23 protein-coding genes are annotated in these 24,319 nt (G+C 62.9%); 21 read left to right on the top strand and 2 right to left on the bottom strand.

The window, feature by feature from the left end; translation table 11 throughout:
• The first annotated feature begins 2 nt into the window (after positions 1 to 2).
• Positions 3 to 1,283, top strand: a complete 1,281-nt coding sequence (locus BM151_RS06885; protein WP_090059439.1) for a TRAP transporter large permease — start codon at positions 3 to 5, stop codon at positions 1,281 to 1,283.
• A 13-nt stretch (positions 1,284 to 1,296) separates the two neighbouring features.
• Complete coding sequence (locus BM151_RS06880) at positions 1,297 to 2,325, top strand: ketopantoate reductase family protein (RefSeq protein ID WP_090059438.1); 1,029 nt, start codon at positions 1,297 to 1,299, stop codon at positions 2,323 to 2,325.
• A 4-nt stretch (positions 2,326 to 2,329) separates the two neighbouring features.
• Here BM151_RS06880 and BM151_RS06875 read toward each other — a convergent pair whose 3' ends face one another.
• The gene (locus BM151_RS06875; protein WP_090059436.1) at positions 2,330 to 2,908 is read right to left on the bottom strand and encodes a nuclear transport factor 2 family protein; all 579 of its coding nucleotides are present in this window, start codon (positions 2,906 to 2,908) and stop codon (positions 2,330 to 2,332) included.
• Positions 2,909 to 3,238: 330 nt separating this feature from the next.
• Here BM151_RS06875 and BM151_RS06870 point away from each other — a divergent pair, with 330 nt between their 5' ends.
• The 14 genes from BM151_RS06870 (at position 3,239) to BM151_RS06800 (ending at position 15,214) form a co-directional block, all read left to right on the top strand.
• Positions 3,239 to 3,973, top strand: a complete 735-nt coding sequence (locus tag BM151_RS06870) for a class II aldolase/adducin family protein (RefSeq protein WP_090060101.1) — start codon at positions 3,239 to 3,241, stop codon at positions 3,971 to 3,973.
• Positions 3,974 to 4,084: 111 nt separating this feature from the next.
• Complete coding sequence (locus tag BM151_RS06865; protein ID WP_090059435.1) at positions 4,085 to 4,387, top strand: HypC/HybG/HupF family hydrogenase formation chaperone; 303 nt, start codon at positions 4,085 to 4,087, stop codon at positions 4,385 to 4,387.
• 433 nt (positions 4,388 to 4,820) lie between these two features.
• Entirely contained in the window at positions 4,821 to 5,306 is a 486-nt protein-coding gene (locus tag BM151_RS06855; RefSeq protein WP_218151334.1) for a HyaD/HybD family hydrogenase maturation endopeptidase, read from the top strand.
• Positions 5,303 to 5,842, top strand: a complete 540-nt coding sequence (locus BM151_RS06850; RefSeq protein WP_218151333.1) for a hydrogenase expression/formation protein — start codon at positions 5,303 to 5,305, stop codon at positions 5,840 to 5,842. Before BM151_RS06855 ends, BM151_RS06850 begins: the two co-directional genes overlap by 4 nt.
• Positions 5,839 to 6,951, top strand: coding sequence for a hydrogenase small subunit (locus BM151_RS06845; RefSeq protein ID WP_090059430.1), 1,113 nt, complete (start codon positions 5,839 to 5,841; stop codon positions 6,949 to 6,951). Before BM151_RS06850 ends, BM151_RS06845 begins: the two co-directional genes overlap by 4 nt.
• Entirely contained in the window at positions 6,948 to 7,604 is a 657-nt protein-coding gene (locus tag BM151_RS06840) for a hypothetical protein (protein WP_090059428.1), read from the top strand. The genes BM151_RS06845 and BM151_RS06840 overlap by 4 nt, the downstream gene beginning before the upstream one ends.
• The gene (locus tag BM151_RS06835; protein ID WP_090059427.1) at positions 7,601 to 8,992 is read left to right on the top strand and encodes a (Fe-S)-binding protein; all 1,392 of its coding nucleotides are present in this window, start codon (positions 7,601 to 7,603) and stop codon (positions 8,990 to 8,992) included. The genes BM151_RS06840 and BM151_RS06835 overlap by 4 nt, the downstream gene beginning before the upstream one ends.
• Positions 8,989 to 10,710: a nickel-dependent hydrogenase large subunit gene (locus BM151_RS06830; RefSeq protein WP_090059425.1), complete on the top strand. Its 1,722-nt coding sequence runs from the start codon at positions 8,989 to 8,991 to the stop codon at positions 10,708 to 10,710. The genes BM151_RS06835 and BM151_RS06830 overlap by 4 nt, the downstream gene beginning before the upstream one ends.
• 47 nt (positions 10,711 to 10,757) lie before the next feature.
• Positions 10,758 to 11,156 (top strand): SCP-2 sterol transfer family protein, encoded by a 399-nt coding sequence (locus BM151_RS06825; protein ID WP_090059423.1) that lies wholly within the window; start codon positions 10,758 to 10,760, stop codon positions 11,154 to 11,156.
• 23 nt (positions 11,157 to 11,179) lie between these two features.
• The gene (locus BM151_RS06820; protein WP_090059421.1) at positions 11,180 to 12,070 is read left to right on the top strand and encodes a hypothetical protein; all 891 of its coding nucleotides are present in this window, start codon (positions 11,180 to 11,182) and stop codon (positions 12,068 to 12,070) included.
• Positions 12,063 to 12,404 carry a hydrogenase maturation nickel metallochaperone HypA gene (hypA, locus tag BM151_RS06815; RefSeq protein WP_090059420.1) on the top strand — a complete coding sequence of 114 codons (342 nt, stop codon included), beginning with the start codon at positions 12,063 to 12,065 and terminating at the stop codon, positions 12,402 to 12,404. The genes BM151_RS06820 and hypA overlap by 8 nt, the downstream gene beginning before the upstream one ends.
• Entirely contained in the window at positions 12,404 to 13,342 is a 939-nt protein-coding gene (gene hypB / locus BM151_RS06810) for a hydrogenase nickel incorporation protein HypB (protein WP_090059418.1), read from the top strand. Before hypA ends, hypB begins: the two co-directional genes overlap by 1 nt.
• A 126-nt stretch (positions 13,343 to 13,468) precedes the next feature.
• Positions 13,469 to 14,308: a fumarylacetoacetate hydrolase family protein gene (locus BM151_RS06805; RefSeq protein WP_090059417.1), complete on the top strand. Its 840-nt coding sequence runs from the start codon at positions 13,469 to 13,471 to the stop codon at positions 14,306 to 14,308.
• Between the two features lie 120 nt (positions 14,309 to 14,428).
• The gene (locus BM151_RS06800) at positions 14,429 to 15,214 is read left to right on the top strand and encodes a pyrroline-5-carboxylate reductase (protein ID WP_090059415.1); all 786 of its coding nucleotides are present in this window, start codon (positions 14,429 to 14,431) and stop codon (positions 15,212 to 15,214) included.
• Between the two features lie 247 nt (positions 15,215 to 15,461).
• On the opposite strand, the gene pepT is transcribed toward BM151_RS06800, so the two are convergent.
• The gene (gene pepT, locus BM151_RS06795; protein WP_090059414.1) at positions 15,462 to 16,724 is read right to left on the bottom strand and encodes a peptidase T; all 1,263 of its coding nucleotides are present in this window, start codon (positions 16,722 to 16,724) and stop codon (positions 15,462 to 15,464) included.
• Positions 16,725 to 16,884: 160 nt separating this feature from the next.
• On the opposite strand from pepT, the gene BM151_RS06790 reads away from it, so the two are divergent.
• The 5 genes from BM151_RS06790 (at position 16,885) to BM151_RS06770 (ending at position 24,316) form a co-directional block, all read left to right on the top strand.
• Positions 16,885 to 18,261 (top strand): sensor histidine kinase, encoded by a 1,377-nt coding sequence (locus tag BM151_RS06790; RefSeq protein WP_090059412.1) that lies wholly within the window; start codon positions 16,885 to 16,887, stop codon positions 18,259 to 18,261.
• Positions 18,258 to 19,253, top strand: a complete 996-nt coding sequence (locus BM151_RS06785) for an NADH-quinone oxidoreductase subunit B family protein (RefSeq protein ID WP_090059411.1) — start codon at positions 18,258 to 18,260, stop codon at positions 19,251 to 19,253. The genes BM151_RS06790 and BM151_RS06785 overlap by 4 nt, the downstream gene beginning before the upstream one ends.
• Complete coding sequence (locus BM151_RS06780) at positions 19,246 to 20,691, top strand: nickel-dependent hydrogenase large subunit (protein WP_090059409.1); 1,446 nt, start codon at positions 19,246 to 19,248, stop codon at positions 20,689 to 20,691. The genes BM151_RS06785 and BM151_RS06780 overlap by 8 nt, the downstream gene beginning before the upstream one ends.
• A gap of 1 nt (position 20,692) precedes the next feature.
• Positions 20,693 to 22,981 carry a carbamoyltransferase HypF gene (gene hypF / locus BM151_RS06775; RefSeq protein WP_245781130.1) on the top strand — a complete coding sequence of 763 codons (2,289 nt, stop codon included), beginning with the start codon at positions 20,693 to 20,695 and terminating at the stop codon, positions 22,979 to 22,981.
• Positions 22,982 to 23,215: 234 nt separating this feature from the next.
• Complete coding sequence (locus BM151_RS06770) at positions 23,216 to 24,316, top strand: hydrogenase small subunit (protein WP_281245291.1); 1,101 nt, start codon at positions 23,216 to 23,218, stop codon at positions 24,314 to 24,316.
• Positions 24,317 to 24,319 lie beyond the last annotated feature (3 nt).

Genomic DNA, 24,319 nt, shown 5'->3' with positions numbered 1-24,319 from the left:
CAATGGAACATTGGCCCGTTGGCATGGCAATTCTCGGCGTTCTGCTGCTTCTGGGCGTGCCGATTTCTTTCTCGCTGGCCGGTGTCGGCCTCGTCGGCGTCGCCTCGATCATTGGCTGGACCCCGGCGCTTTCGCTGCTCGGATCGGCGTTTTTCGACAATGGCCGGGACTACTCGCTTTCGGTTCTGCCGCTGTTCCTGATGATGGGGAATTTCGTGGTGCAATCGGGCGTGGCCAACGAGCTCTACAATTCCGCCTATGCTTGGCTGCGGCATCGCAAGGGCGGGCTGGCGACCGCGACCGTGATCGCCTGCGGCGCGTTTTCCTCGGTCTGCGGCTCCTCGATGGCGACGGCGGCGACGATGACCCGGATCGCGCTGCCCTCGATGCGGCGGTTCGGCTACCCGGATCAGCTCTCCACCGCCTCGATTGCGGCGGGGGGCACCCTGGGCATTCTCATTCCGCCCTCGGTCATCCTCGTGTTCTACGGCATCATGACCCAGCAGGATATCGGCAAGCTGTTCCTCGCCGGCATCATCCCCGGGGTGATTGGCATCATCGGCTATGCCATCGCCGTGCGGATCACCTTGAAACTCGGCAAGATCGACCTGCCGGTGGAGGAAAAACTGCCGCTCATCGACCGGTTCCGCGCGCTCAAGGGCACGGCCGGCGCGCTGGCGCTGTTCACCTTCGTCATGGGCGGGATTTACCTCGGGGTCTTCACCCCCACGGAAAGCGCCGGCATGGGGGCCGGGGGCGCGCTCTTGCTCGTCATCCTGCAGCGCAAATTCTCGCTCAATTCCATGCTCATCGTGCTCTATGACACGATGAAGACCACGGCGATGATGTTCTTCATCCTGTTTGGCGCGCTGACCTTCACCAATTACGTCAACATGTCCGGCATGACCCGCGACATTCAGGCTTTTCTCGCGCTCTTCGGCGACAGCCGGCTAAGCTTCATCCTGGTGATCCTGGTGATCTACCTGGTGCTGGGCTGTGTGTTGGAGAGCCTGTCGATGATCATGCTCACCGTGCCGGTGTTCTACCCGATCGCGGCGGCGCAGGGCATCGACCTGATCTGGTTCGGCATCTTCGTCGTCATGGTGACCGAGATTTCCTATATCACCCCGCCCGTCGGGATGAACGCCTTCGTGCTGCGCTCGGTGGTGCCGGATGTCCGTCTTGGCACGATCTTCAAGGGGCTCGGGCCTTTCGTGGTGATGGATGTGCTGCGGGTGGGCCTGCTGACGCTGGTGCCTTCGCTGGTGCTTTTGCTGACCTGAGAAAGAGAGTTCTATGTCTTTTGAAGATCTGAAAATCGGCATCATCGGTGCCGGCAATATTGGCACGGCACTGGCCGCACTGCTGTCACGCTCCGGCGCCGAGGTTTGTCTTGTCGCGCGCGGCGCACGGCTCGAGGCGGTGCGCGAGGCCGGGGTGAAGCTCGACGACCGTGGCGATGTGATCGAGGCGCGGATCGCGGCCTGTGAGATCCTGGAGCGCCCGGTCGATGCGCTGTTCATCTGTGTGAAAGCGCAAGGGCTCGCCGCAGCGGTTGCGACCAACAAGGCCGCGATTGGCCCGGAGACGCTGGTGATCCCCCTGGCCAATGGCATGCCGTTCTGGTTCTACGCCAAGCCCGGAGAGATCGGCCATCTGCCCTATCTCGATCCGCGAGGCGAACTGGCCGCGATCTTGTCGCCGGCGCAGATCCTCGGCGCGGTGATGCTGATGACCGTGCGCATGGACGATCATGGCCGGGCGATCTCGTCCAATACCCCGACGCTCGGCCTTGGCCCGATCTGCGACGGGGGGAACGAGGCTGCGCTCTCCCGGCTGATCGCCTGTCTGGAGGCGGGCGGGGTGCGCAGCGAATTGAGCGCCGATGTTCGCGAGAAAGTGCTGGTGAAGCTGATCGCCAATCTCGCCACCAATCCGCTGACCGCGCTCACTGGTGCGACGCTCAGAGAGGTCGGTGAAACCGCAGAGCTGCGTGAGATCGCCACCGCTCTGGCCGATGAATTCCGGCTCTGGGCCGGGACCCAGGGCTACGCGCTGCCGTCCAACGACTGGCTGGTCGATCTGTTCATCGATGCCGGGGATTTCCCGACCTCGATGTTGCAGGACGCCCGCGCTGGCAGGCCTTTGGAGCTGGATGCGATCTGTCGCGCGCCGTTGGAAATGGCGCGGCGCGAGGGGGGCGATATGCCGCTTCTGGCGCGGCTGATCGACGAGTTGGACCGGGCAACCGAGTTGCCGGTGCCGCCGGAGGCCGTGTCGAAGGCGCTGGCGCGCCTCCAGACCGTGCGTATGGCCGGGGCCTGATCCCTCAGGGCTTCATCAGCACGGATTTCGACGGGTAATCCGAGGCCCAGGTGGCGGGCAGCGGCGCGACGAAGACATTCTCGGTGCGATTTCTCGTGTAGCGCCAGGCACCGTCCTCGCATTTCCTGAAGGCGTTGAAGAGCCGCGAAGACCGCAGGAGCGCCTTGCCATCGGAGAACAGCCAGGGCTGCATATGCACCCATTGGCCGGTGGCGGTCTGGCCGTCCTCGGCGACGTGGATCTGTTCCGAGGTCACATAGTGACAGTTGAGAATGAGCGCCGGGTCCTGTTTGCCGCCCCAGAAGCCTTCGAAATGCTTGCGCACCGCCGCCTTGCCCTCGGCGCGGCCGAACTGACCGTCGTAATATTCGCCGACGCCTTCCCAGACGGCCTCTTCCGCGAACAGCTCCATGATCCGGTCGATACGCTCGGCGTCGTCCTTGACGCCGTACTCCGGCAGTGGCGTGTCGCAGAGGAACATGTAGCGCATCTGAACGTTGCGCACCGCGTTCGCGGCTTCGAGATTTTCGATCCGGCGGGTGAGGGCGGCGATGGTCTGGGGGGCGGTCTGGATGTCGGTCATGAGCTCTTGATATCTTTCTGGTCGGAATTGCAGGCGGAGCAGGGGCGATGTGCGTCTTTGCGCCTGCCAGTCTGTTGCTGCCAGTTTGGTCCTGCCAGTCTGTGGCTGCCTGTGTTTGAAGCGGTAAGATTACTGTAGTGGCGCTTTCGCATAAATCGCAACTCTCCTTTGTGATTTATTCCTGTTCGTGCTTGACGGGAGGGAATAATGCATGAAAATTACTGTAAATAGACCCAAAAGGGCACCGCATATACTCCGAAATACAGCCAACAACAGGGTGAGATGATGAACACATCGGCCGCGATCGCACAGACAACCGAAACGAGCCCCATGGCGGGCATGAGTGAAGCCGAGCTGCGGGTACAACTGGCGGATTTCTACCATCTGGTGAGCTATCTCGGCTGGACCGAGCTGATCTTCAACCACATCTCCGTGCGCCTTCCCGGCGAAGAGCATGCCTATCTGGTGAACCCGATGGGGCTGCATTACGACGAGGTGACGCCGGAGAATCTTCTGGTCGTGGGGGTCGATGGCAAGCTCTTGCGCGAGAGCCCTTACAAGCCCAATCCGGCCGGGTTTGCGCTGCATGGGGTGATCCACGAACACCGTCCGGATGTCGGCTGTATCGCCCATACCCACACCACGCCGATCTCGGCCATCGTGATGAAAGAGGCGGCGATCGATCATAACAATTTCAACGGCGCGCAGCTCTATGGCCGGGTCGGCTATCACGACTTCGAAGGCATCACCATCTATGACGAGGAACGCGACCGGATGCTCGAGAGCCTCGGCGACAAACATGTCCTCGTGCTCCGCAACCACGGCATCGCGGTCTGTGAGGCGGATATTCCGCTGACCTTCTTCCTGTTGTGGACCGTGCAGCGCGCCGCCGAGATCCAATGCGCCGCCGCCGCCATCCCCGGCCCGAATGTCGCGCTGCCGGAGGCGATCAAGGCGAAATGCGCCGCCGATGCACAGCGGCTCAAGGACAATTCCGCCTTCGCCACGCTGCTGTTCGACGCCATGGTGCGCAAGATGAAACGGGAGCGTCCGGAGTTCGCCTGACGCTCCTCTCTTGGAAAGGGCGGGTTTGCGTCGCGGTGCGGATCGGGATTAGATCAATGTGCCGCCGCGCGACTCGCCTATGCTCGCGCCGTCTGATCCAAGGAGCGCGCCATGTGCCTGTCCTACCCGATGAAAATCCTTTCCAAGCCCGGGGCGCATGTCGCCATCTGTGATCGCGACGGGCAGCAGCATCGTGTCGACATGACCTTTCTTGCCGAGGCCGAGCCGGGCGATTGGGTCACCGTTCACCTCGGCATCGCCCGGGAAAAGATTTCCGAAGCGGATGCAGGCCAGATCCGGGACGCATTGAAGGCGCTCGATATGGTGCGGGCCGGAGAGACCGATGTGGATCATCTGTTCTCCGATCTCGTCGATCGCGTGCCGCCGCGCCCGCCGGTCTCGGGCGAAAGCTGACGCCCCTCAGGAGGCCGTTACGTGACGCGGCTTTGCGGTTCGGGAACGGGGTAAGAATCGCACTTGGTCTCCCGGACGCGCTCTGGCTGGCGTCATAGTCCCTGTGCGAGAATGAAAGAGTGGAAGAAGAATTTCCGGACTGATGGAAGTCTGGAAGGACACTTTTCAGATTGTCGGGTGCGCTGCGGCGCGGCACCCAAAACGCATAGAAAAATTCATTAAAAAGAATGTATTGTTTTTCAACGGGTTGCTGTTGAAAATATGTTCTAATTGTTTGAATTCGCTCCAAACTTTTGTGCGGCTTGGCAAAATTGTCATAGCGCAAAGACCCGCTTTGGGAATGTCCTAAAACATCGTAACATGTTGATGCGACAGGAGGAGGAGACGGGCTTTGCAAAAGGCTGACCCTCAGACAGACCAACGCGACGAAGCTGTGACTATTCTCGTCATGGGCGTTGGCAACACGTTGTTGACCGATGAGGCCGCCGGGCCAGGCGCGCTGGCGCTGTTCGAACGGCTGCACGGCGATCTGCCGGGGGTGCGTTTCCTGGATGCCGGCACGCTGTCCTTTACCCTGGCCGACGAGATCGGCGCGGCGGATGCGTTGATTGTCTTCGATGCGGCGCGGCTGAAGGCCGAACCCGGTGCTGTGCAACTCCTTGAGGGGCAGGACATGGACGACTTCGTCCGCTCCGGCAAGCTCACCGTGCATGAGGTCGGGCTCACCGATCTTCTGGACATGGCGCGGATGACCGGCGATCTGCCAAGGCGCCGCGCGCTCGTGGCCATCGAACCCGCCGAGATCGGCTGGGGGCTCGAGTTGAGCCCCGCCGTGGCGGCGGCCCTGCCGAAAGCCGTCGAGATCGCGCATGGCGTGGTCAGTGGCTGGATCGCCACATCCGAGGAGGTCGAGGCATGAGCGATGTGAATGGTAAATCTGGCGACAAATTTGGTGGCAAGTTCGGCGGCAAGTCCGATGATAGATTCAATGACGGGCTTGAGCTGAAAGACTTCATGCCGAAGCCGGGGCAGGGCGCCGAGGCGGCCCCGGAGCCCGATCTTCCCGAGACCGGCAATGTCGTGTTGCTCCTCAATGAGATCCGCCATGCCCTCCAGCGCCTGATCGACACAGGTGAGCCGACCACGCTCGATCTGAGCGGCATTCCGATGACCAAGGCCGAGACCGAGGAATTCGACCGCGCATTGGGCGAGGGCGAGGTCAGGGTGAGCCTCGATGCGGGCGGCCCCTCCGAGATCATCGAGACCGGTTTTGCCGGGGTCTGGCGCGTCACCCATCGCGCCGCCTCCGACGCCAGCGGGGACATGGTCCTCGCCCGTTATATCGAGATTACCGTCATTCCGGAGATCCTGCTGTCGCAAAGACCCGACATGCAGCGCGCTCTCACCCGTCTCAAAGCCAGATTGGAACTGTCCAGCGAGGAGGAGGCCCTATGACCCGAAAAGAACTCACCTTAGGGGAACGCATGCAGGCGCGTGGCGTGTCACGGCGTGCCTTCCTCAGATATTGCGCGACCACCGCCTCGCTTCTGGCCCTGCCGCCCGCCATGGCCCCGCGCATCGCCGCGGCGCTCGAGGCGCAGCGTCGCCCCTCGGTGATCTGGCTGTCGTTTCAGGAATGCACCGGCTGTACCGAGTCGCTGACCCGCTCGGCCAGCCCGTCGATCGAGAGCATGATCTTCGAGACCATCTCGCTCGATTATCACCACACGTTGCAGGCCGCCGCCGGTCATCAGGCCGAAGAAGCGCGCGAGATCGCGATGAAAGAGAACTGGGGCAATTACCTGGTGCTCGTCGATGGCTCGATCCCGACCGGCAACATGGGCTATTCCACCACGGCGGGCGAAAGCAATATCGAGACGCTCAAACGCGTTGCCGAAGGTGCCGCGGCGGTGATCTCCATCGGCACATGTTCCTCCTTCGGCGGCATCCCCTATGCCAATCCGAACCCCACCGGCGCGGTCTCCGTCTCCGATGTGGTCAAGGACAAGCCGATCGTCAATATTCCCGGCTGCCCGCCGATCCCGGCGGTGATGACCTCGGTCCTGGCGCATTATCTCGCCTTCGGCAGCTTGCCGGAGCTCGATCATCTTAACCGGCCGATGGTGTTCTACGGTCAGAACATCCACGACCGCTGTTATCGCCGGCCCTTCTACGAGCGCGGCCAGTTCGCCGAAAGCTTCGACGACGAAGGCGCGAAAAAGGGCTGGTGCCTCTACAAGCTCGGTTGCAAGGGCCCGACCACCTACAACGCCTGCGCGGTGTTGAAATGGAACGAGGGGACATCCTTCCCGATCGAATCCGGCCATGGCTGTCTCGGCTGCTCCGAACCGAATTTCTGGGATGCCGGCAGTTTCTACAGCCCGCTGTCGACCAGCACGCGTCTCAATGCCGGGACCGTGGCGCTCGCCGGTGCGGTCGGTGTCGGTGTCGGTGCCGCCGCCGGTGTCGCGGCGCGCGCCCGCCAGAAAAAGATCAAATCCGCGCCCGCGAAAGCGTGGACGCCGACCAAGGCCGAAGCAAAGGCAGAGGAGGAGAGCCAATGAGCCTGCTTGATTTCGCGCGTGGCCCGGCGCTGCAATGGGCCGCTGTGATTTTCGTCATCGGCATGCTCTGGCGCACCGTCGGGCTTTTGCTGATGCTGCGCTCCAGACCGCTGTCGAAAGACCGCAAAAGCGGGCTCGCCGGTGCGGGTGTGAAAACCATGTTCTCGCGCTTTCTGTTGCCCAAGGTCTTTGCCAAGCGCGTCGGTTTCCAGTTCCTGCTGGGCTGGGTCTGGCATGTCGGTTTCGTGCTGACCCTGTTCTTCTTCCAGGTCCATGTGCTGTTCTTCAAGGGCGTCTTCGGCTTTTCCTGGCCGGCGTTGCCGAATGCGGTGGTGCTGCCCGTCGCGGCTGTGACCCTGGGCATCCTGCTGATCCTGCTGGTGCGGCGGATGACCAACCCGATGCTGCGCTACATCTCCAATTTCAACGACTATTCGAGCGTGATCGTGACGCTTCTGCCTTTCGTCACGGGCTTTGCCACCTTCACCCATATTCCGGCACTGGCCTATGAGACGCTTCTGGCGTTGCACTTCCTCTCGGTCGCGCTTTTGCTCGTATGGTTCCCGTTCTCGAAACTGTTCCATGTCATCACCGTGCTCCCGTCCCGTTACATTCTGGGAGTGAAATTCTGGCGTCGGGGGGTTGAAGCATGACCGAAGTCATCACCAAACAAGAACGCGAAGAAGCCTTTGCCATGTTCTATGGCATGGCGGCCTCGATCGGCGAACTGGCCGAGCCGGCCCCGGAAATGACCGACGAGGAACGTGTCGAGCGGGCCAAGGAGGTCTTTCTCAAGGGCATCGACAACAATGTCGCCGTGCAACTGGACGCTTGCGTTCATTGCGGCGCCTGCGCCCAGGCCTGTCAGTTCTTCCTCGGTACGGAAGACCCGAAATACACGCCGATCCACAAGCTGGATCTGCTGAAAAAGGTCTACAAGCGCGAACTCAGCCCGATGAGCTGGCTCAATAAGTTCCTGACGCCGGACATCACCGCCGACGATCTGCGCGATCAGGTGGAACTGGTCTATGACAGCTGCACCATGTGCGGCCGCTGCAATATGGTCTGCCCCTCGGCGATCAACATCGGTGACATGGTCGCGCTCAATCGCTCCGCCATGGCGGCGGCGGGTCTGGCGCCCGCCGAGCTGCGCTATATGCGCGACGGGCAGGAGGCCGACGGGACGATATTCGGCGCCGACGAGGACCTGTTCAATTTCCGCATTCAGGACATCGAACAAAAACTCGGCTTCGAGATCCCGATCGACAAGAAGGGCGCCGATGTGCTGTTGATGACCTCCGGTCTCGACATCCACCTGTTTGCCGATGCCACCGGCGGCGCCATCGAGACCCTGCATCACATGGGGGTGGATTTCACCCTGGCCTCGAAGACCCCGGGCTATGAGGGCGCCAATTTCGGCTCGCTCTCGGGCTATGACGCCACCAAGAAGAAGCTGACCAAGGACAGCACTGCGGCGATCGAGGAACTCGGGGTCAAGACCGTCATCGTGCCGGAATGCGGCCATTCCTATCCGGCGCTGCGCTTTGGCGCCGCCGAGGCCGTGGGCCGGGATGTGAAATTCGAGGTGATGACCGTGTCCGAATATTTCGGTCGCGCCGTCATGGACGGGCGCCTGAAGCTCGAAAAGAAAGACCACCCGACGCCGATCGCGCTGCACGACCCGTGCAAGGTCGGGCGCTGGGGCGGCGTGTTCGACGAACCGCGCGCCATTCTCAAGGCCTGCGGCTACGATCTGCACGAGACCGAGTCCAACAAGCAGTATAATTTCTGCTGTGGCGGCGGGGCGGGGAACTTCCTCCTGCCTTCGGCCGACAAGCTCAAACGCGTCGGCTATCGCATCAAGATGGGCGAGATCGAGGCCACCGGTGCCGAGGAACTCGTGGTGTCCTGCGGCTCGTGTCGGATGAATTTCGAAGTGGGCAAGGTGAAAGCGGGCGACAGCATGCCGGTCGAAAGTCTGGCCGCCATCATCGCGGCGCATCTGCCGCAAAAAGACAAAGCCGAGGGAGATAGGGCATGAGCGAACGTATCGTTGTCGATCCGATCACACGGATCGAAGGGCATCTGCGCATCGAAGCACAGATGGAGGGCAACCGGATCGCCCAGGCCTATTCCTCCGGCACCTCGGTGCGCGGCATCGAGATCATCCTCAAGGGCCGCGATCCGCGCGACGCCTGGGCCTTTGCCCAGCGGATCTGTGGCGTCTGCACGCTGGTGCATGGCATGGCCTCGATCCGGGCCGTGGAAGATGCGCTCGACTACCCGATCCCGCCCAATGCGCAATTGATCCGCAACCTGATGATCGCGGCGCAATATGTGCATGATCATGTGATGCATTTCTATCACCTGCACGCGCTCGATTGGGTGGATGTGGTCTCGGCGCTCGATGCCGATCCGAAAGCCACCTCGGAACTGGCGCAATCGATCTCGAAACACCCGCAGTCCTCGCCCGGCTATTTCGCCGATGTCAAAGCCCAGCTCAAAAGTTTTGTCGAGACCGGCCAGATCGGCATCTTCGCCAATGGCTATTGGGGCCACCCGGGGTACAAATTGCCGCCCGAGGCCAATCTCATGGCGGTGGCGCATTATCTCGAAGCGTTGAAATGGCAGCGCGAAGTCGCCAAACTTCACGCGATCTTCGGCGGCAAGAACCCGCATCCGAATTTCGTGGTCGGCGGCGTGCCCTCGCCAATCGATCTCAACTCCGACAGCGCGATCAACGCCGAGAAGCTGCAACAGGTCGCGAATATCATCAAACTGGCTCGCGATTTCGTCGACAATGTCTATCTGCCCGACACGCTCGCCATCGGCTCGTTCTACAAGGACTGGGCGACCAAGGGTGAGGGGCTGGGCAATTTCATGACCTATGGCGATTTTCCCGCCACCGGCATGGGCGGTCCGGAAGGCAATCTCGTGCCCGCCGGGGTGATCCTCAATCGCGATCTCTCGACCATTCATGACATCGACCTGAACGCGCCGGATCAGATCGAGGAATATGTCGCCCATAGCTGGTACAACTACCAAGACGGCAAGGACAAAGGTCTGCATCCCTATGCCGGTGAGACCGAGCTGAATTACGACGGGCCCGAACCGCCCTATACCCAGCTCGACGTCGAAGGCGCCTACAGCTGGATCAAGTCGCCGCGCTGGAAAGGTCACGCGGTCGAGGTCGGCCCGCTGGCGCGCGTCTTGATGATGTATGCCTCCGGCCATGATCAGACCAGGGATCTGGTCAACGGCGCGCTCAGGACGCTCGATCTGCCGGTCGAGGGGCTCTATTCGACCTTGGGCCGCGTCGCCGCTCGAACGCTCGAGACCAAGGTCATCGTCGATGCGATGCAGGAGTGGTACGACGCGCTCATCGCCAATATCAAATCCGGCGACACCAAGACCTTCAACGACACGCTCTGGGAGCCCTCCACCTGGCCGAAAAAGGCGCAGGGCGTGGGCTATATGGAAGCGCCGCGCGGGGGCCTGGGTCACTGGATCGTCATCGAGGATGGCAAGATCGCCAATTATCAGGCGGTGGTGCCCTCGACCTGGAACGCCGGTCCGCGTGACGAGAAAGGCCAGTCAGGCGCCTATGAGGCGGCGCTCGAGGACGATCATGTCATGGCCGACCCCGATCAGCCGCTGGAGATTCTGCGCACGATCCACAGTTTCGATCCCTGCCTTGCCTGTGCCGTCCATGTGATGGACCCGGATGGCGAAGAACGGGTTCAGATCAAGGTGTCGTGAAACCTAAGGACTACAGTGTAAGTGGTTCAGAATATTGGAGCATTGCAATGAGTGAACTTTTCTCCCCGGAATGGATGGAAGGCTTTGCCGAAGCCTGGAATGCTGACCCGCAACTGAGCGGCGCGCTCGCTGACATCGGGTTCAGTTCGAACATCGCCTATGGCTATGCCGGTGATGATGCCCCTAAGGGGCTGCTCGTCGTGGAAAACGGCAAGGCCGTGTCCTCGGGGGCTTTCGACGGCCAGGAGCTGAATTGGGACATCCGCATGCCCGCGGCCAATTGGGACACCTGGATGAAGAAACCGCCGAACATGATGACTCTGGGCGTGGCCTACACCACCGGCAAGCTCAAGTTTGCCGTCGGGGACTACAGCGCCATGATCAAGGACCCGCGCATGGCCGGGCCGTTCATCAAGAGTTTCGCGGCGATGAGCAAAGTGGCCTGAACCGGCCCGGATTTTGAAGCACCATGCGTGATGATCCCATGAACACTGCCGGGGCGGAGCGGCTCCACGCCGTGATCGCCCCGGACCTGCCGATCGCACAATTGGTGATCGGCAAGCCGGTCGAAGAGGTGGCGATGCTCGTGCCGCGGCTGTTCAACCTGTGCCGTTCGGCGCAGGAGGCGGCGGTGCGTCTGGCGCTCGATCTGCCTCTGGCCGGTGATGTGCAACACGCGCTTTGTGCCGATTTCGCCCGCGATCACCTGATGCGGCTCGGCATCATCGTGCCGCGGGGGCTCGGGATAGAGCCTCTGCCGGTGGCGCAGGGCGCCGCGGCGCTCTTGCCGGAGGTGATGCCCGCGAGTGACACAGAATTCGAAGAATTTCTCTCGGGGGATGACGGATTTGCGCCGCTGTTCAAAGCCTTGGACGAGGCATTTGAGGCGGGCGAAGCCATCGCGGATCTCCCCGCGCCGGCGCCCGGAGAGCTCATGTCCCGCAGGGCGTGTGAGAATTCCACCGCCGGGCGCCATCTCGACCATCCGCTGATGCAGGTGGTCGAGGCGCGCAAGGGCCGCGGGCCGCTCTGGCGCGCCACGGCGCGGATGCTCGATCTTGCCGCCTGTCTCAAGGGCGAGGCGCCAGCACCGACGCGGCTCGCCGATGGCACCGCCATGGTGCCGGCCTCGCGTGGCAGCTATGTGGTCAAAGCCGCGATTGCCGACGGGCAGGTCGCGGAGTTTACCCGCACCACGCCGACCGATCATCTGATGGCGCCGGGCGGGATCATGGAACAAAGCCTCGCCAGCCTGCCGCCCGCCAAACATCATCTGGCGCAGGTGGTGATCGATATTCTCGATCCCTGCACCGTGGTCGAGCTGCGCGGCGGGGCGCTCGGAGGACTGCGCAATGCATGAGATGTCATTGTGCGAAGGGGTTCGGTCGGTGATCGAGGAGGCGGCTTTGGCGAACGGGTTTTCGTCTGTGTCGCGGGTGCGGCTCGAGATCGGCAGGTTCGCGGGGGTGGAGAAACCCGCGATGGCCTTTGCCTTTGACGTGGTGATGCGGGGTTCCGTGGCCGAGGGCGCGGCGCTTGAGATGATCGACCTGCCGGGGCGTGCGATGTGCTACGATTGTGCCAAGGAGGTGGAGATCGAGAACCGGCTGGACAATTGTCCCATTTGCGGCGGCGGCAAGCTGATGCCGATGGGCGGTGACGAAATGCGGATCAAGGATTTGGAGGTTACCTGATGTGTACGGTATGCGGCTGCGGCACTTCGAGCGTTGAGGGGCATGCGCATGGTCATGAACACGGCCCCTCTCACAGTCATTCTCACGGGCATTCTCACGGGCATGACCATTCCCACGATCATCCCCATGAGCACGGGCATTTCCACGATCACGATCATGGTCATCACCATCATCACGCGCATCACCACCATGGCGATGACATGCATTTCGGCCAGGGCCCGGCGGGCACCGAAGTGCCGGGCATGTCGCAGGAGCGGCTGATCGCGCTGGAGACCGATATCCTGGCCAAGAACGACCGCTACGCCGAGGGCAATCGCCGGGTGCTGGGCAGGCTCGGCGCCTTTGCGGTGAACCTCGTGTCTTCGCCCGGCTCCGGCAAGACGACGCTTCTGTGCAAGACCATCGAGATGCTGAACGCCCGCGCCGGAGACACGCCGCTCGCCGTGATCGAGGGCGATCAGCAGACCGCCAATGACGCCGAGCGCATTCGGGCGACGGGGGCAAGGGCCGTGCAGGTCAACACCGGCAAGGGCTGTCACCTCGACGGCCATATGGTCGGTCACGCGATGGAACATCTGGAGATCGATCCGGCGTCCTATCTGTTCATTGAAAATGTCGGCAATCTGGTGTGCCCGGCGGGGTTTGACTTGGGCGAGGATTGCAAGGTGGCGATCCTGTCGGTGACGGAGGGCGAGGACAAGCCTCTGAAATACCCGGATATGTTCACCGTTTCCGAGATCGCGCTCCTGAACAAGGTCGATCTGGCGCCGCATTGCGACGTCGATCTCGATCTCTATGAGGCGAACCTCAGACGGGTGACCCCCGGCATCACGGTGCTGCGCCTCTCGGCCCGCACCGGTGAGGGCATGCAGGACTGGCTCGACTGGCTCGACCAAAGGCTCAAGGCAAAGCAGGACAGCGTTCAGGCCGCCGAGTAAGCCCTTTGCGATAATCGAGACCTGAACTGTGCCGCAAATCCTGTTATGACGGCCGGGTCGGTGACCCGCGCCAGTCATGGAGGGCGGCGCAGGGCCGATGGGCGTCATTCGGGAGGAGAGAGCCAGATGAAATTCGCACGTTATGGGGACCGCGGGGCGGAAAAGCCCGCTTTGGTCGATGGGGACGGCAATTTGCGGGATCTGTCGGGCCATGTGCCGGATATCGGCGGCGAGATGCTGAGCCGGCTTGAAGCGCTGAAAGGCATCGATCCGGAGAGCCTGCCGCTCGTTGCGGGAGAGCCGCGTCTCGGCGCCTGTGTCGGGCAGATCGGAAAATTCATCTGCATCGGGCTCAACTATGCCGATCACGCCGAGGAAAGCGGCATGGATGTGCCGCCCGAGCCGCTGATCTTTGCGAAATACACCTCGGCCATCTGCGGCCCCAACGATCCGATCCTCATCCCGCGCGGCGCCGAGAAGACCGATTGGGAAGTCGAACTGGCGGTGGTGATCGGCAGGCCGGCGAAATATGTCTCCGAAGCGGAGGCGATGGAGCATGTGGCGGGCTTCTGTCTCGCCAATGATGTCTCGGAGCGCGCCTTTCAGACCGAGCGGTCCGGCCAATGGGTCAAGGGCAAATCCTGTGACAATTTCGGGCCGACCGGGCCGTGGCTGGTGACGCCGGACGAGTTGGGCGACATTGACGCGCTGCCGATGTGGCTCGATGTCAACGGCACAAGGATGCAGAGCGGCAGCACGGCCACCATGGTCTACAAGGTGCCGTTCCTGATTTCGTATCTGTCGCATTTCTTCACGCTTGAGCCCGGCGATATCATCTCCACCGGCACGCCGCCGGGCGTCGGCATGGGGATGAAGCCGCCGCGCTATCTGAAGGCGGGCGATGTGGTCGAGCTGGGGATCGAAGGGCTGGGCACGCAGCGCCAGCTCTGCGTCGCCGACGATTGATCGCGCTTGCCTCAGTGCCTCTCACCCCCTGTGCAGGGCGAAACCCTCGGCACGGCTTGAGATCGTGCCGAGGCCGCGCTACCCCCTTGGGCTGAGACAGCAGACACGCGAGGGTAGGGCATGAAGATCGGCTTTATTGGCACAGGGGTGATTTCCGAAGCGGTGATCACCGGCATGATGAAAAGCGGCATCGCAGAACGGCTGGGGGTCGAGGAGATCGTGGTTTCCACGCGCAGCCAGGCGATCTCGACGGCGCTGTCCGAGCGCTACGAGATGGTGCGGGTCGTGAATGACAATCAGACGATCGTCGATCAGAGCGATCTCTTGTTTCTCGCGGTGCTGCCGCAGGTGGCACAACAGGTGCTCTCTCAGCTCGCGTTCCGCCCGGACCAGGAGATCTGCAGCCTGATCGCCACCCTGCCGGTGGAAAAGATCACCGCTTGGGGCGGCGAGGTGGCCCTGATCACCCGCGCAGTGCCGCTGCCGCCGGTGGCCGAACTTGCGGGCATCACGGTTCTTTCCGGGCAGTCCGAGCGGATGGAGGCGATTTTCGAGGCCCTGGGCGGGGTGATCGTCACCCAAAGCCTCCAGGAATTCGACGCCTATACCGTGCCCGGCTCGATGATGGGGACCTATTTTGGCTTTCAGGACATCGTTGCCAGCTGGATCGTGGCGCAGGGCGGCACGGAGACCGAGGCGCGCAGCTTTCTCGCCAATGTCTTTGCTGCACTGGCGCGCACGGCGGAGGGCTCCGATCTGAGCTTTGCCGCGCTGCGCGAGGGCCATTCGACCCCCGGCGGGCTCAACGAACAGATGTTCCGGGTGTTCTGCGAAGAGGGGGGGCGCGATGCGATCGTGACGGCGATGGATACGGTGGCAGAGCGGATCACCAAGGCGCGGAGCTGAGGCGGGAAAGAGCCCTTTTCTGACGTTGGGACAGAGCGCCTGCGCTGGCCCGTGGGTGAGCGCTCCGACCGATGTGGTCGTCACTTTATGTTCGCCTCCCCGTGAAAGTTCAATCTCTTGCGCACGAGTGATATTGCGCTTGCCCGCCGGGACGGGCAAGCGCAGGCGCGACGGCTTCGCCTTGTTTCGCGCCAACAGGACACTGCGCTCGAGAGCCCCCTCCGTCCCGCAAAGCAACCTTGCCCGCTTACCCCTTCGCCGCCCGCTCGATCAGCGCCAGACAGAATTCTGTCGCGACCGCCATGTCCTGCACCGAAATCCATTCCTGCGGCCCGTGCAGGTTCTGCATGCCGGTGAACAGGTTGGGGCAGGGCACGCCCATTTCGGTCAGGCGCGAGCCATCCGTGCCGCCGCGGATCGGCACCGAGTTCGGTTCGATCCCGAGGCTTTTCAACGCGTCGCGGGCGAGATCCACCGGCGTCATGTCGTCCTCGAGCCAATAGCGCATATTGCGATATTGCGGTTTGATCTCGCAGGAGATTGTGGCGCGCGGCTCGGTGGCGGCGACGGCGGCACAGACCTGACGCACGATCTCGCCCTTCTGTTCCAGACCCTCGCGCTCGAAATCGCGCAGGATGAGAGTGATTTTCATCTCGGACGAGCCGCCGACCATATCGGTGGCATGGATGAACCCGTCGCGCTCATCGGTGGTCTCCGGTGTCATCGTGGCCTGCGGCAGGGTCTGAATGATCTTCGAGGCGAGGTGGATGGCGTTGACCAGTTTCTCCTTGGCATTGCCCGGATGGATCGACACGCCGGAGACGGTGATCTCGGCTCCGTCCGCCGAGAAGGTCTCATAGGTGATCTCGCCCACTTCGCCGCCGTCGAACGTATAGGCGAAATCCACACCGAGATCCTTGGGCAGGGCCTCGCCAACCCCGCGTCCGATCTCCTCATCCGGGGTGAACGCGACGCGGATCGGCCCGTGCGGGATCTCGGGGTTCTGCAACAGATGGCGGGCAGCACTCATGATGATCGCCACGCCCGCCTTGTCATCGGCGCCCAGCAATGTGGTGCCCGAGGCGGTGACGATGTCATGGCCCTGCTTTTCGGCCAGATAGGGGAATTCCTCGGGTGAGAGCACCAGATCCGGATTGTCGGGGAATGTGATCTCGCCGCCGTTATAGCCCTTGATTACCCGTGGTTTCACGCCCGTGGCGTTGAATTGCGGCGCAGTGTCGACATGAGCGAGAAGCCCGACGGTCGGTCCTTCGGTGTTGCCTGGAATGGTCGCCAGCACCACGCCATACTCGGTGATCTCGACGTCGGCGGCGCCCATCTCGGTGAGTTCCTTTTCCAACAGCCGCAGCATGTCGTATTGGATCTCGGTGCTGGGCGCCGTCGGAGAGTTCGCGTCGCTCTGGCTGTCAATCGCGGCGTAGCGGGTGAGGCGGGCCTCGAGTTCCTGATCGAATTTTCCGGTGAATTTGGCGGCGGTGGTGTCGGACATGATAACTCCTGTTGTTGCGCCGATCAGGGCGGGCGCGGGCAGAAGAGTCAAGCCCTTGGAATGACACGAGAGAGTGAACCTCGCGGCAGCCGGAAGACCGGTGTCGCAGATGTTGCCAACCCTTTCCAAACTCCGGTCCTTGGCATAGGCTGAGCGGGTAATGACCAAGGATGGTGATCCCGTGATAGACTTGCCTGGGAGCCTGGGGAGCGGCACGCGGCCGGAGCTCGACGACACCGCCTGGGTGGACGTGCTCGATGCCGTGGACAAGACCTATGCCGAGCTGGTCGATTATCAGGAACAATTGGAAGCGCGCAACACCGAGCTGGTGAGCCTGCGCGGCTTTCTCGGCTCGATCATGGCGTCGATCTCGGATTATCTCGTGGTCACCGACAAGGATGGCGTCATCGCCGATGTCAGCCAGTCGTTTTGCGCCGCTCTGGGGCGCGACAAGGCGGCTTTGATCGGCCATCCCGTCGATCAGTTCTTCGAGGGCGAGATGCGGGACCGCATGCTGGCGGCGATCGATGCTGTGATCAAACTGCGCGGCGAGACCCGGCTTGAGCTCGATCTGCAGACCGTGGATGGCGCCAGCCCGGTCGATATCCGGCTCGCGCCGCGTCTCGACAAGCGCAAACGGGTCTCCGGCATCATCCTGACCGGGCGGCCTCTGGGCGAGCTGCGCCGGGCGTATCGCGAGCTGGAACGCAGCCTCGACGAGCTGAAACAGGCGCAGACGCAATTGGTGCGCACCGAGAAACTCGCCTCGCTCGGCCGGCTTCTGGCGGGCGTGGCGCATGAGCTGAACAACCCGATTTCCTTCGTCTATGCCAATACCCACAGCCTGCAGAAATATCTCGACCGGTTCGAGGCCTATTTCGAACAGGTGCAGGGCGGCGCCAGCCGGGATGAGCTGATCGCGCTGCGCGAGAGCCTGCGGCTCGACCGCGACCTCAAGAACCTGCGTAGCGCGATCGAGGGCGCGCATGACGGCGCCGAGCGGGTGCGCGACATTGTCGAGGACCTGCGGCGTCTCTCCGCGGATGGCTCTGGTGAAGTGGCGCCCTTCGATCTGACGCAAACCGCCAAGATCGGCGCCGATTGGGTCCGGCGCGGCCAGAAACGCGATATGAAAATCACCGTCGAGGGCGAAGACCCCTGTGTCGCGCTGGGCCGGGTCGGCCATGTGCAACAGGTGGTGATGAACCTGGTCCAGAACGCCGCCGACGCCATGACCGGGGTTGCGGCACCGGAAATCCGCATCACCCTGCGCTATGAGGGCGATTTCGCCCTGCTCGATGTCTGCGACAACGGGCCGGGCGTGTCGGAAGAGCTGCAGGCGGCCATTTTCGATCCGTTCTTCTCGACCAAGGATGTCGGCAAGGGCACGGGGCTCGGCCTGTCGATCTCTTACAAGATCGCCGAGGAACATGGCGGCGCGCTCACCTATCTGCCGGATCAGGCCGAGGGCGCCTGTTTTCGCCTGTCGCTGAAACGGGCTCCGAGACAGGCCCCGAAACTGGGAGGGAATGGGTGAATATTCTCTGGTTGCAATCGGCGGGCTGCGGCGGCTGCACCATGTCGCTTCTCTGCGCCGAAAGCCCGTCGCTCATCGACCTGTTCCACGGCGCGGGGCTCGAGTTTCTCTGGCATCCCTCGCTGTCCGAGGCGACAGGGGCCGAAGTGCGTCGCCTGCTCGATGCCATCGAAGCCGGTGAACAGCAGCTCGACATCCTCTGTGTCGAAGGTGCGATCGCCCGCGGGCCGAGGGGCACCGGGCGCTATCATATGCTGGCGGGCACCGGGCGCTCCATGCTCGACTGGGTCGAAAGCCTCGCCCCTCTGGCGCGCCATGTCGTGGCCGTCGGCACCTGCGCCACCTATGGCGGGGTGACCTCGGCCGGCGACAACCCGTCGGATGCCGCCGGTCTGCAATATGAGGGCAGCCACGCGGGGGCTGTGCTGCCCGCAACCTTTCGCGACAAGGCGGGCCTGCCGGTGATCAATATTTCCGGCTGTCCGGTGCATCCCGACTGGGTCACCGAGACGCTGATGCTGCTGGCCGCGGGCGCGCTCGGTCCCGAGGATCTCGACCAATACGCAAGGCCGCGGTTCTTTGCCGACAATCTCGTGCATCATGCCTGCACCAAGAACGAGTTCTACGAATACAAGGCCTCGGCCGAGGAACTGTCGCAGATGGGCTGCATGATGGAGCACTTGGGCTGTATCGGCACCCAGGCCGTTGGCGATTGCAACATCCGGCTGTGGAACGGCGAGGGCAGCTGTACCCGCGCCGGCTACCCCTGTATCAATTGCACCGCGCCCGAGTTCGAAGAACCCGGTCACGGCTTTACCGAGACGCCGAAATTCGCCGGCATCCCGGTGGGCCTGCCGACCGATATGCCGAAGGCCTGGTTCATGGCGCTGGCCTCTCTGTCGAAACGTGCGACCCCGCGTCGGGTCGCCGAGAATGCCGTGGCCGACCGGGTCATCGTCCCCCCGAGCGTGAAGAGCCGCAAACATGACTGATCGCATGACAGACACGACGACCCTGCTCGTCGGCCCGTTCAACCGGGTCGAGGGCGATCTTGAAATCCGGCTCGAGGTGGCCGAGGGCAGGGTGACAGCCGCCTATGCCAATTCGCCGATGTTTCGCGGCTTCGAGAGCATGTTGCGCGGCAAGGGGCCGATGGATGCGCTGACCCTCACGCCGCGGATCTGTGGCATCTGTTCGATCAGCCAATCCATGGCGGCCGCACTGGCCTTGGCCGATCTTGCCGGTGCCGAAATGATCCCGAATGGCAGCCGGGTCGCCCAGCTCCTGCATATGGTCGAAAATGTTTCCGACCATCTGATGCATTTCAACCTGTTCTTCATGCCCGACTTTGCCCGCCCGATCTATGCCGACCGGCCATGGCATGGACGCACGGTAGAACGGTTCACTGCTGTGCACGGCAGCGCCCTCAAACGCGCGACGGAGGCGCGGGCGCAGCTTTTGCATATCGTCGGGCTTCTGGGCGGGAAATGGCCGCATACGCTGGCCATTCAACCGGGTGGGGTGACCCGCGCGCCCACCGCCCGTGACAAGGTGCGCATCGGCGCCGATCTTGCCGCCTTTCGCGCCTATCTCGAAGAGGTGGTCATCGGTGCGCCTCTGGAGGTCCTGTTAGAACTTACACAAATCGAACAATTGAACGGGTGGCAAACCGGTGATTTCGGTTTGTTCTTAGAAATTTCCGATAATTTGATGTTACAGACCTCTGGCGTCGGCGAGCATCGCTACCTCTCCTTTGGCGCCTACCCGACCCCTGAGGGACGGCGCTTTGTCCCCGGCATTCTGCGCGACGGCACCGCCGGTGAGTTGGAACCCGCCGGAATCATCGAGGACCTGTCGCATTCCTGGATGCTTGGCCCCGATGCCCATCCGCTCCATGGGCAGACCCTGCCGGATGAGGATATGCGCGAGGACGCCTATAGTTGGTGCAAGGCGCCGCGATTGCGGGGCGAAAGTTTCGAAACCGGGGCGCTGGCGCGGCAGGCGATCGACGGTCATCCGCTCGCTCTGGCGCTGTCAAAGGAGGGATCGGTGCGCGCCCGCGTCGCCGGTCGGCTGTTGGAGCTGGCCCGCACCCAGGTGGAGATGGAACGGCTGCTGGCCGAGATCGACCCGCGCGAGCCTTTCATGCGCCATGTGAAATTGCCACAGGACGGCGAGGGCGTCGGGCTGGTCGAGGCGGCACGTGGTGCGCTTGGCCATTGGTTCCGCGTCGAAAGGGGTGAGATCACCTCGTACCAGATCATCGCGCCGACAACCTGGAATTTCTCGCCGCGCGACCGGAGCAACATCCCGGGACCGGTGGAAGCGGCGCTGGTCGGCGCGCCGGTACAACCGGGTGAAGACACGCCCATCGCGGTTCAGCATATCGTGCGCTCCTTCGACCCCTGCATGGTCTGTACGGTGCACTGACGTGGGGGCGGAGAAGGGGGCAGAGGGGAACAAAGGCGTCGAGATCCGCGTGCGCGGTCAGGTGCAGGGCGTCGGGTTTCGCCCCTTCGTCTGGCATCTGGCGCGCGACATGGGGCTCACCGGCACCGTGCGCAACGATGCCGAGGGGGTGCTGATCCAGCTCTTTGATGGCAGTGAGGGTTTTACCGACATATTCGAGCGCCGTCTTCGTGCAGAATTGCCGCCGCTGGCGCGGATCGACGCGGTGGAGCTTTGCGAAATTGCCGGTGAGCGGGCGAAAACCCCGAAGACATTCGACATAATCGCCTCGAAAGACGGCGCTGCGCGCACGCGCGTTACCCCGGATGCCGCAACATGCGATCATTGCCTGAACGAAGTTCGGGATGCGAACATGCGCCGTCATGGCTACGCTTTCACCAATTGCACCCATTGCGGCCCGCGGTTCACCATCGTCACCGATCTGCCCTATGACCGGCCCAAGACCACCATGGCGCCGTTCGAGATGTGCCCGGCCTGCCGCGCGGAATACGAGGACCCGGAGGATCGCCGGTTTCATGCCCAGCCGATTGCCTGTCCGGAGTGCGGCCCGAAGCTCTGGTTGGAGCCCGCAACAGAAGGCGATCCGATCTCTGAGACGGCAAAGCGCCTGCGCGCGGGCGAAATCGTCGCGATCAAGGGGCTGGGCGGGTTCCACCTTGCCTGTGACGCGCTGAACGCCGAGGCCGTGGCCCTGCTCAGGAGGCGCAAGCACCGGCCGGCGAAACCCTTTGCCCTGATGGGCACGCTCGAGACGATCCGGCACTGGTGCGCGGTCTCGGAGGAGGAGCAAGCCCTGCTCGAGGACCCCGCCGCGCCGATCGTGCTTCTGGAGATGCACCGTCCTGTGGGCGCCAAGCCCCATGGCATCGCGCCGGGGCAGGCGACGCTGGGCTGGATGTTGCCCTATACACCGCTGCACCACCTGTTGATCGACGCCATGGGCGGCCCGTTGGTGATGACCTCCGGCAATCTGTCGGGCGAGCCGCAGGTGATCGGCAACGCCGAAGCGCGCGACAAGCTTGCGGGCTTTGCCGACGCCTTCCTGATGCATGATCGCGAGATCGCCCGGCGGCTCGATGACTCGGTCGAACGGATCACGGAACACGGCCCGATGGTGCTGCGCCGGGCGCGGGGCCGGGTGCCGGGCACGCTGCCATTGCCCAAGGGGTTCGAGGAGGCGCCGCAGGTCGTGGCCTATGGCGGCCAGATGAAAGGCGCGATTTGCCTGTTGAAAGACGGGCAGGCGCTCCTGGGCCATCACCTCGGCGAATTGGACGAGGCGCTGACCTATGAGGCGTTTCTGAAGGCTGATGCGGATTATGCCGCCCTGTTCGATCACCATCCGGAGCTGATCGCCTGCGACCTGCACCCGGAATTCCGCGCCACGCTCCACGCCTATGCGCGCGCTGAGAAGGAAGGGCAGAGGGTCGAAGAGGTGCAGCACCACCACGCCCATCTGGCCGCCTGTCTCGGTGAGAATCTCTGGCCTCTGGAGGGGGGCAAGGTCGCTGGCATAGTGCTCGACGGGCTCGGGCTTGGCACGGACGGTACGGTCTGGGGCGGCGAGGTGCTTTTGGGCGATTATCGCGGGTTCACCCGCAAGGCCTGGCTCAAACCCGCGCCGCTGATCGGTGGCGACAGGGCCGCGAAAGAGCCGTGGCGCAATGCGCTGGCGCGATTGGATCAGGCCGGCCTGTCGGAGTGGGCCGATGAGCTTTTCGCGGACAAGCCGCTGGCGATGGCGCGCAGGGCGGTGGAGAAGGGCATGAATTGCCCGATGTCGTCGAGCGCCGGGCGGCTGTTCGATGCGGTTGCCGCCTGCCTCGGGGTTTGCGCCGATGGCCAGAGTTTCGAAGGCGAAGCGGCGATGCGGTTGGAGGCGATGGCAACGCAAGCCCCCGACATGGGGGTCGGATTTAGTTTGCCTCTGCGGGACGGGGAGCTGGACCCGGCGCCGATGTTTGCGGAGTTGCAGGGTCTGCGACAACACGGACAGTCACTGGATCGGTTAGCATGGATGGCACATGCGGGGCTGAGCCTCGGCTTCGCGCAGGAGGCGCGGCGGTTGGTTGAGGCCGGAGAGGCGCAGGCTGTTGTTCTCTCTGGCGGGTGTTTCCAGAATGCGTTGCTGTTGCAGCTTATGGCTTGGCATCTGGGAAACACCCCCATCCTCACCCACACCAAGACCCCCGCCAATGACGGCGGGCTGGCGCTCGGGCAGGCGCTGATTGCCGCCGCGCGGCATTTGTGAGCGCCGAGGCAAAGGGTGAAAAGCCTTTGACCGGTTGCGATGAAAGCCGGTTAGCCACTCACCGGGCATTTTGCGCGCCCCCGGTTTAGATCTCTGAAAAGACGTCGAAATTTCGAAGTTACGTTTTTCGTGCTTGGGTTTGGCGGCGGGCGTTCGGCCTGTTTGGATAGGCTTGAGCGATTGTATGCGATGGCATTCGCGGCAATCCGAAGACCAAACAGGGAGGAACGCACCTTGGGCCAGAGTGACGGTCAGATCGAGACATTCTACGATGTCATGCGCCGGCAGGGGATCACCCGCCGGAGCTTCATGAAATATTGTTCGCTGACGGCGGCGGCGCTGGGGCTGTCGCCTTCTTTCGTGCCGAAGATTGCCCATGCGATGGAGACCAAGCCGCGCACGCCGGTGATCTGGGTCCACGGGCTCGAGTGCACCTGTTGTTCCGAGAGTTTCATTCGTTCTGCGCATCCGCTGGCGAAAGACGTGGTGCTGTCGATGATCAGCCTCGATTACGACGACACGCTGATGGCTGCCGCCGGGCATCAGGCCGAAGCTGCGCTTCAGGACACGATAGAGAAATACAAGGGCAATTACATCCTCGCGGTCGAGGGCAACCCGCCTCTCAACGAAGACGGGATGTTCTGTATCATCGGCGGCAAGCCGTTCGTCGAACAGCTCAAACACGCGGCCGAACACGCCAAGGCGATCATCAGCTGGGGCGCCTGTGCCTCTTACGGCTGTGTGCAGGCCGCAAAGCCCAACCCGACACGGGCCACGCCGGTCCATAAGGTGATCACCGACAAACCGATCATCAAAGTGCCGGGCTGTCCGCCGATCGCCGAAGTCATGACCGGGGTGATCACCTATATGCTGACCTTCGATCGCCTGCCGGAGCTCGATCGTCAGGGCCGCCCGGCGATGTTCTATTCCCAGCGCATCCACGACAAATGCTATCGCCGTCCGCATTTCGACGCGGGCCAGTTCGTCGAGACCTGGGACGACGAAAACGCGCGCAAGGGCTATTGCCTCTACAAGATGGGCTGCAAGGGCCCGACCACCTATAACGCCTGTTCCACCGTGCGCTGGAACGAGGGTGTCTCCTTCCCGATCCAGTCGGGCCACGGCTGTATCGGCTGTTCCGAAGACGGGTTTTGGGATCAGGGCAGTTTCTATGACCGGGTGACCGATCTGACGCAATTCGGGGTCGAGGCCAATGCCGACAAGGTCGGTCTGGCTGCCGCGGGTGTCGTCGGTGCCGGCGTTGCGGCCCATGCCGCCGTCTCCGCACTCAAGGCGGCTCAGAGAAAAACCCAAGACAAGAAAGAGGAGGCGTAACCC

The organism is Celeribacter neptunius, from assembly GCF_900113955.1.
Classification (GTDB): Bacteria; Pseudomonadota; Alphaproteobacteria; order Rhodobacterales; family Rhodobacteraceae; genus Celeribacter; species Celeribacter neptunius.
This window is presented reverse-complemented; position numbering and strand designations above follow the sequence as displayed.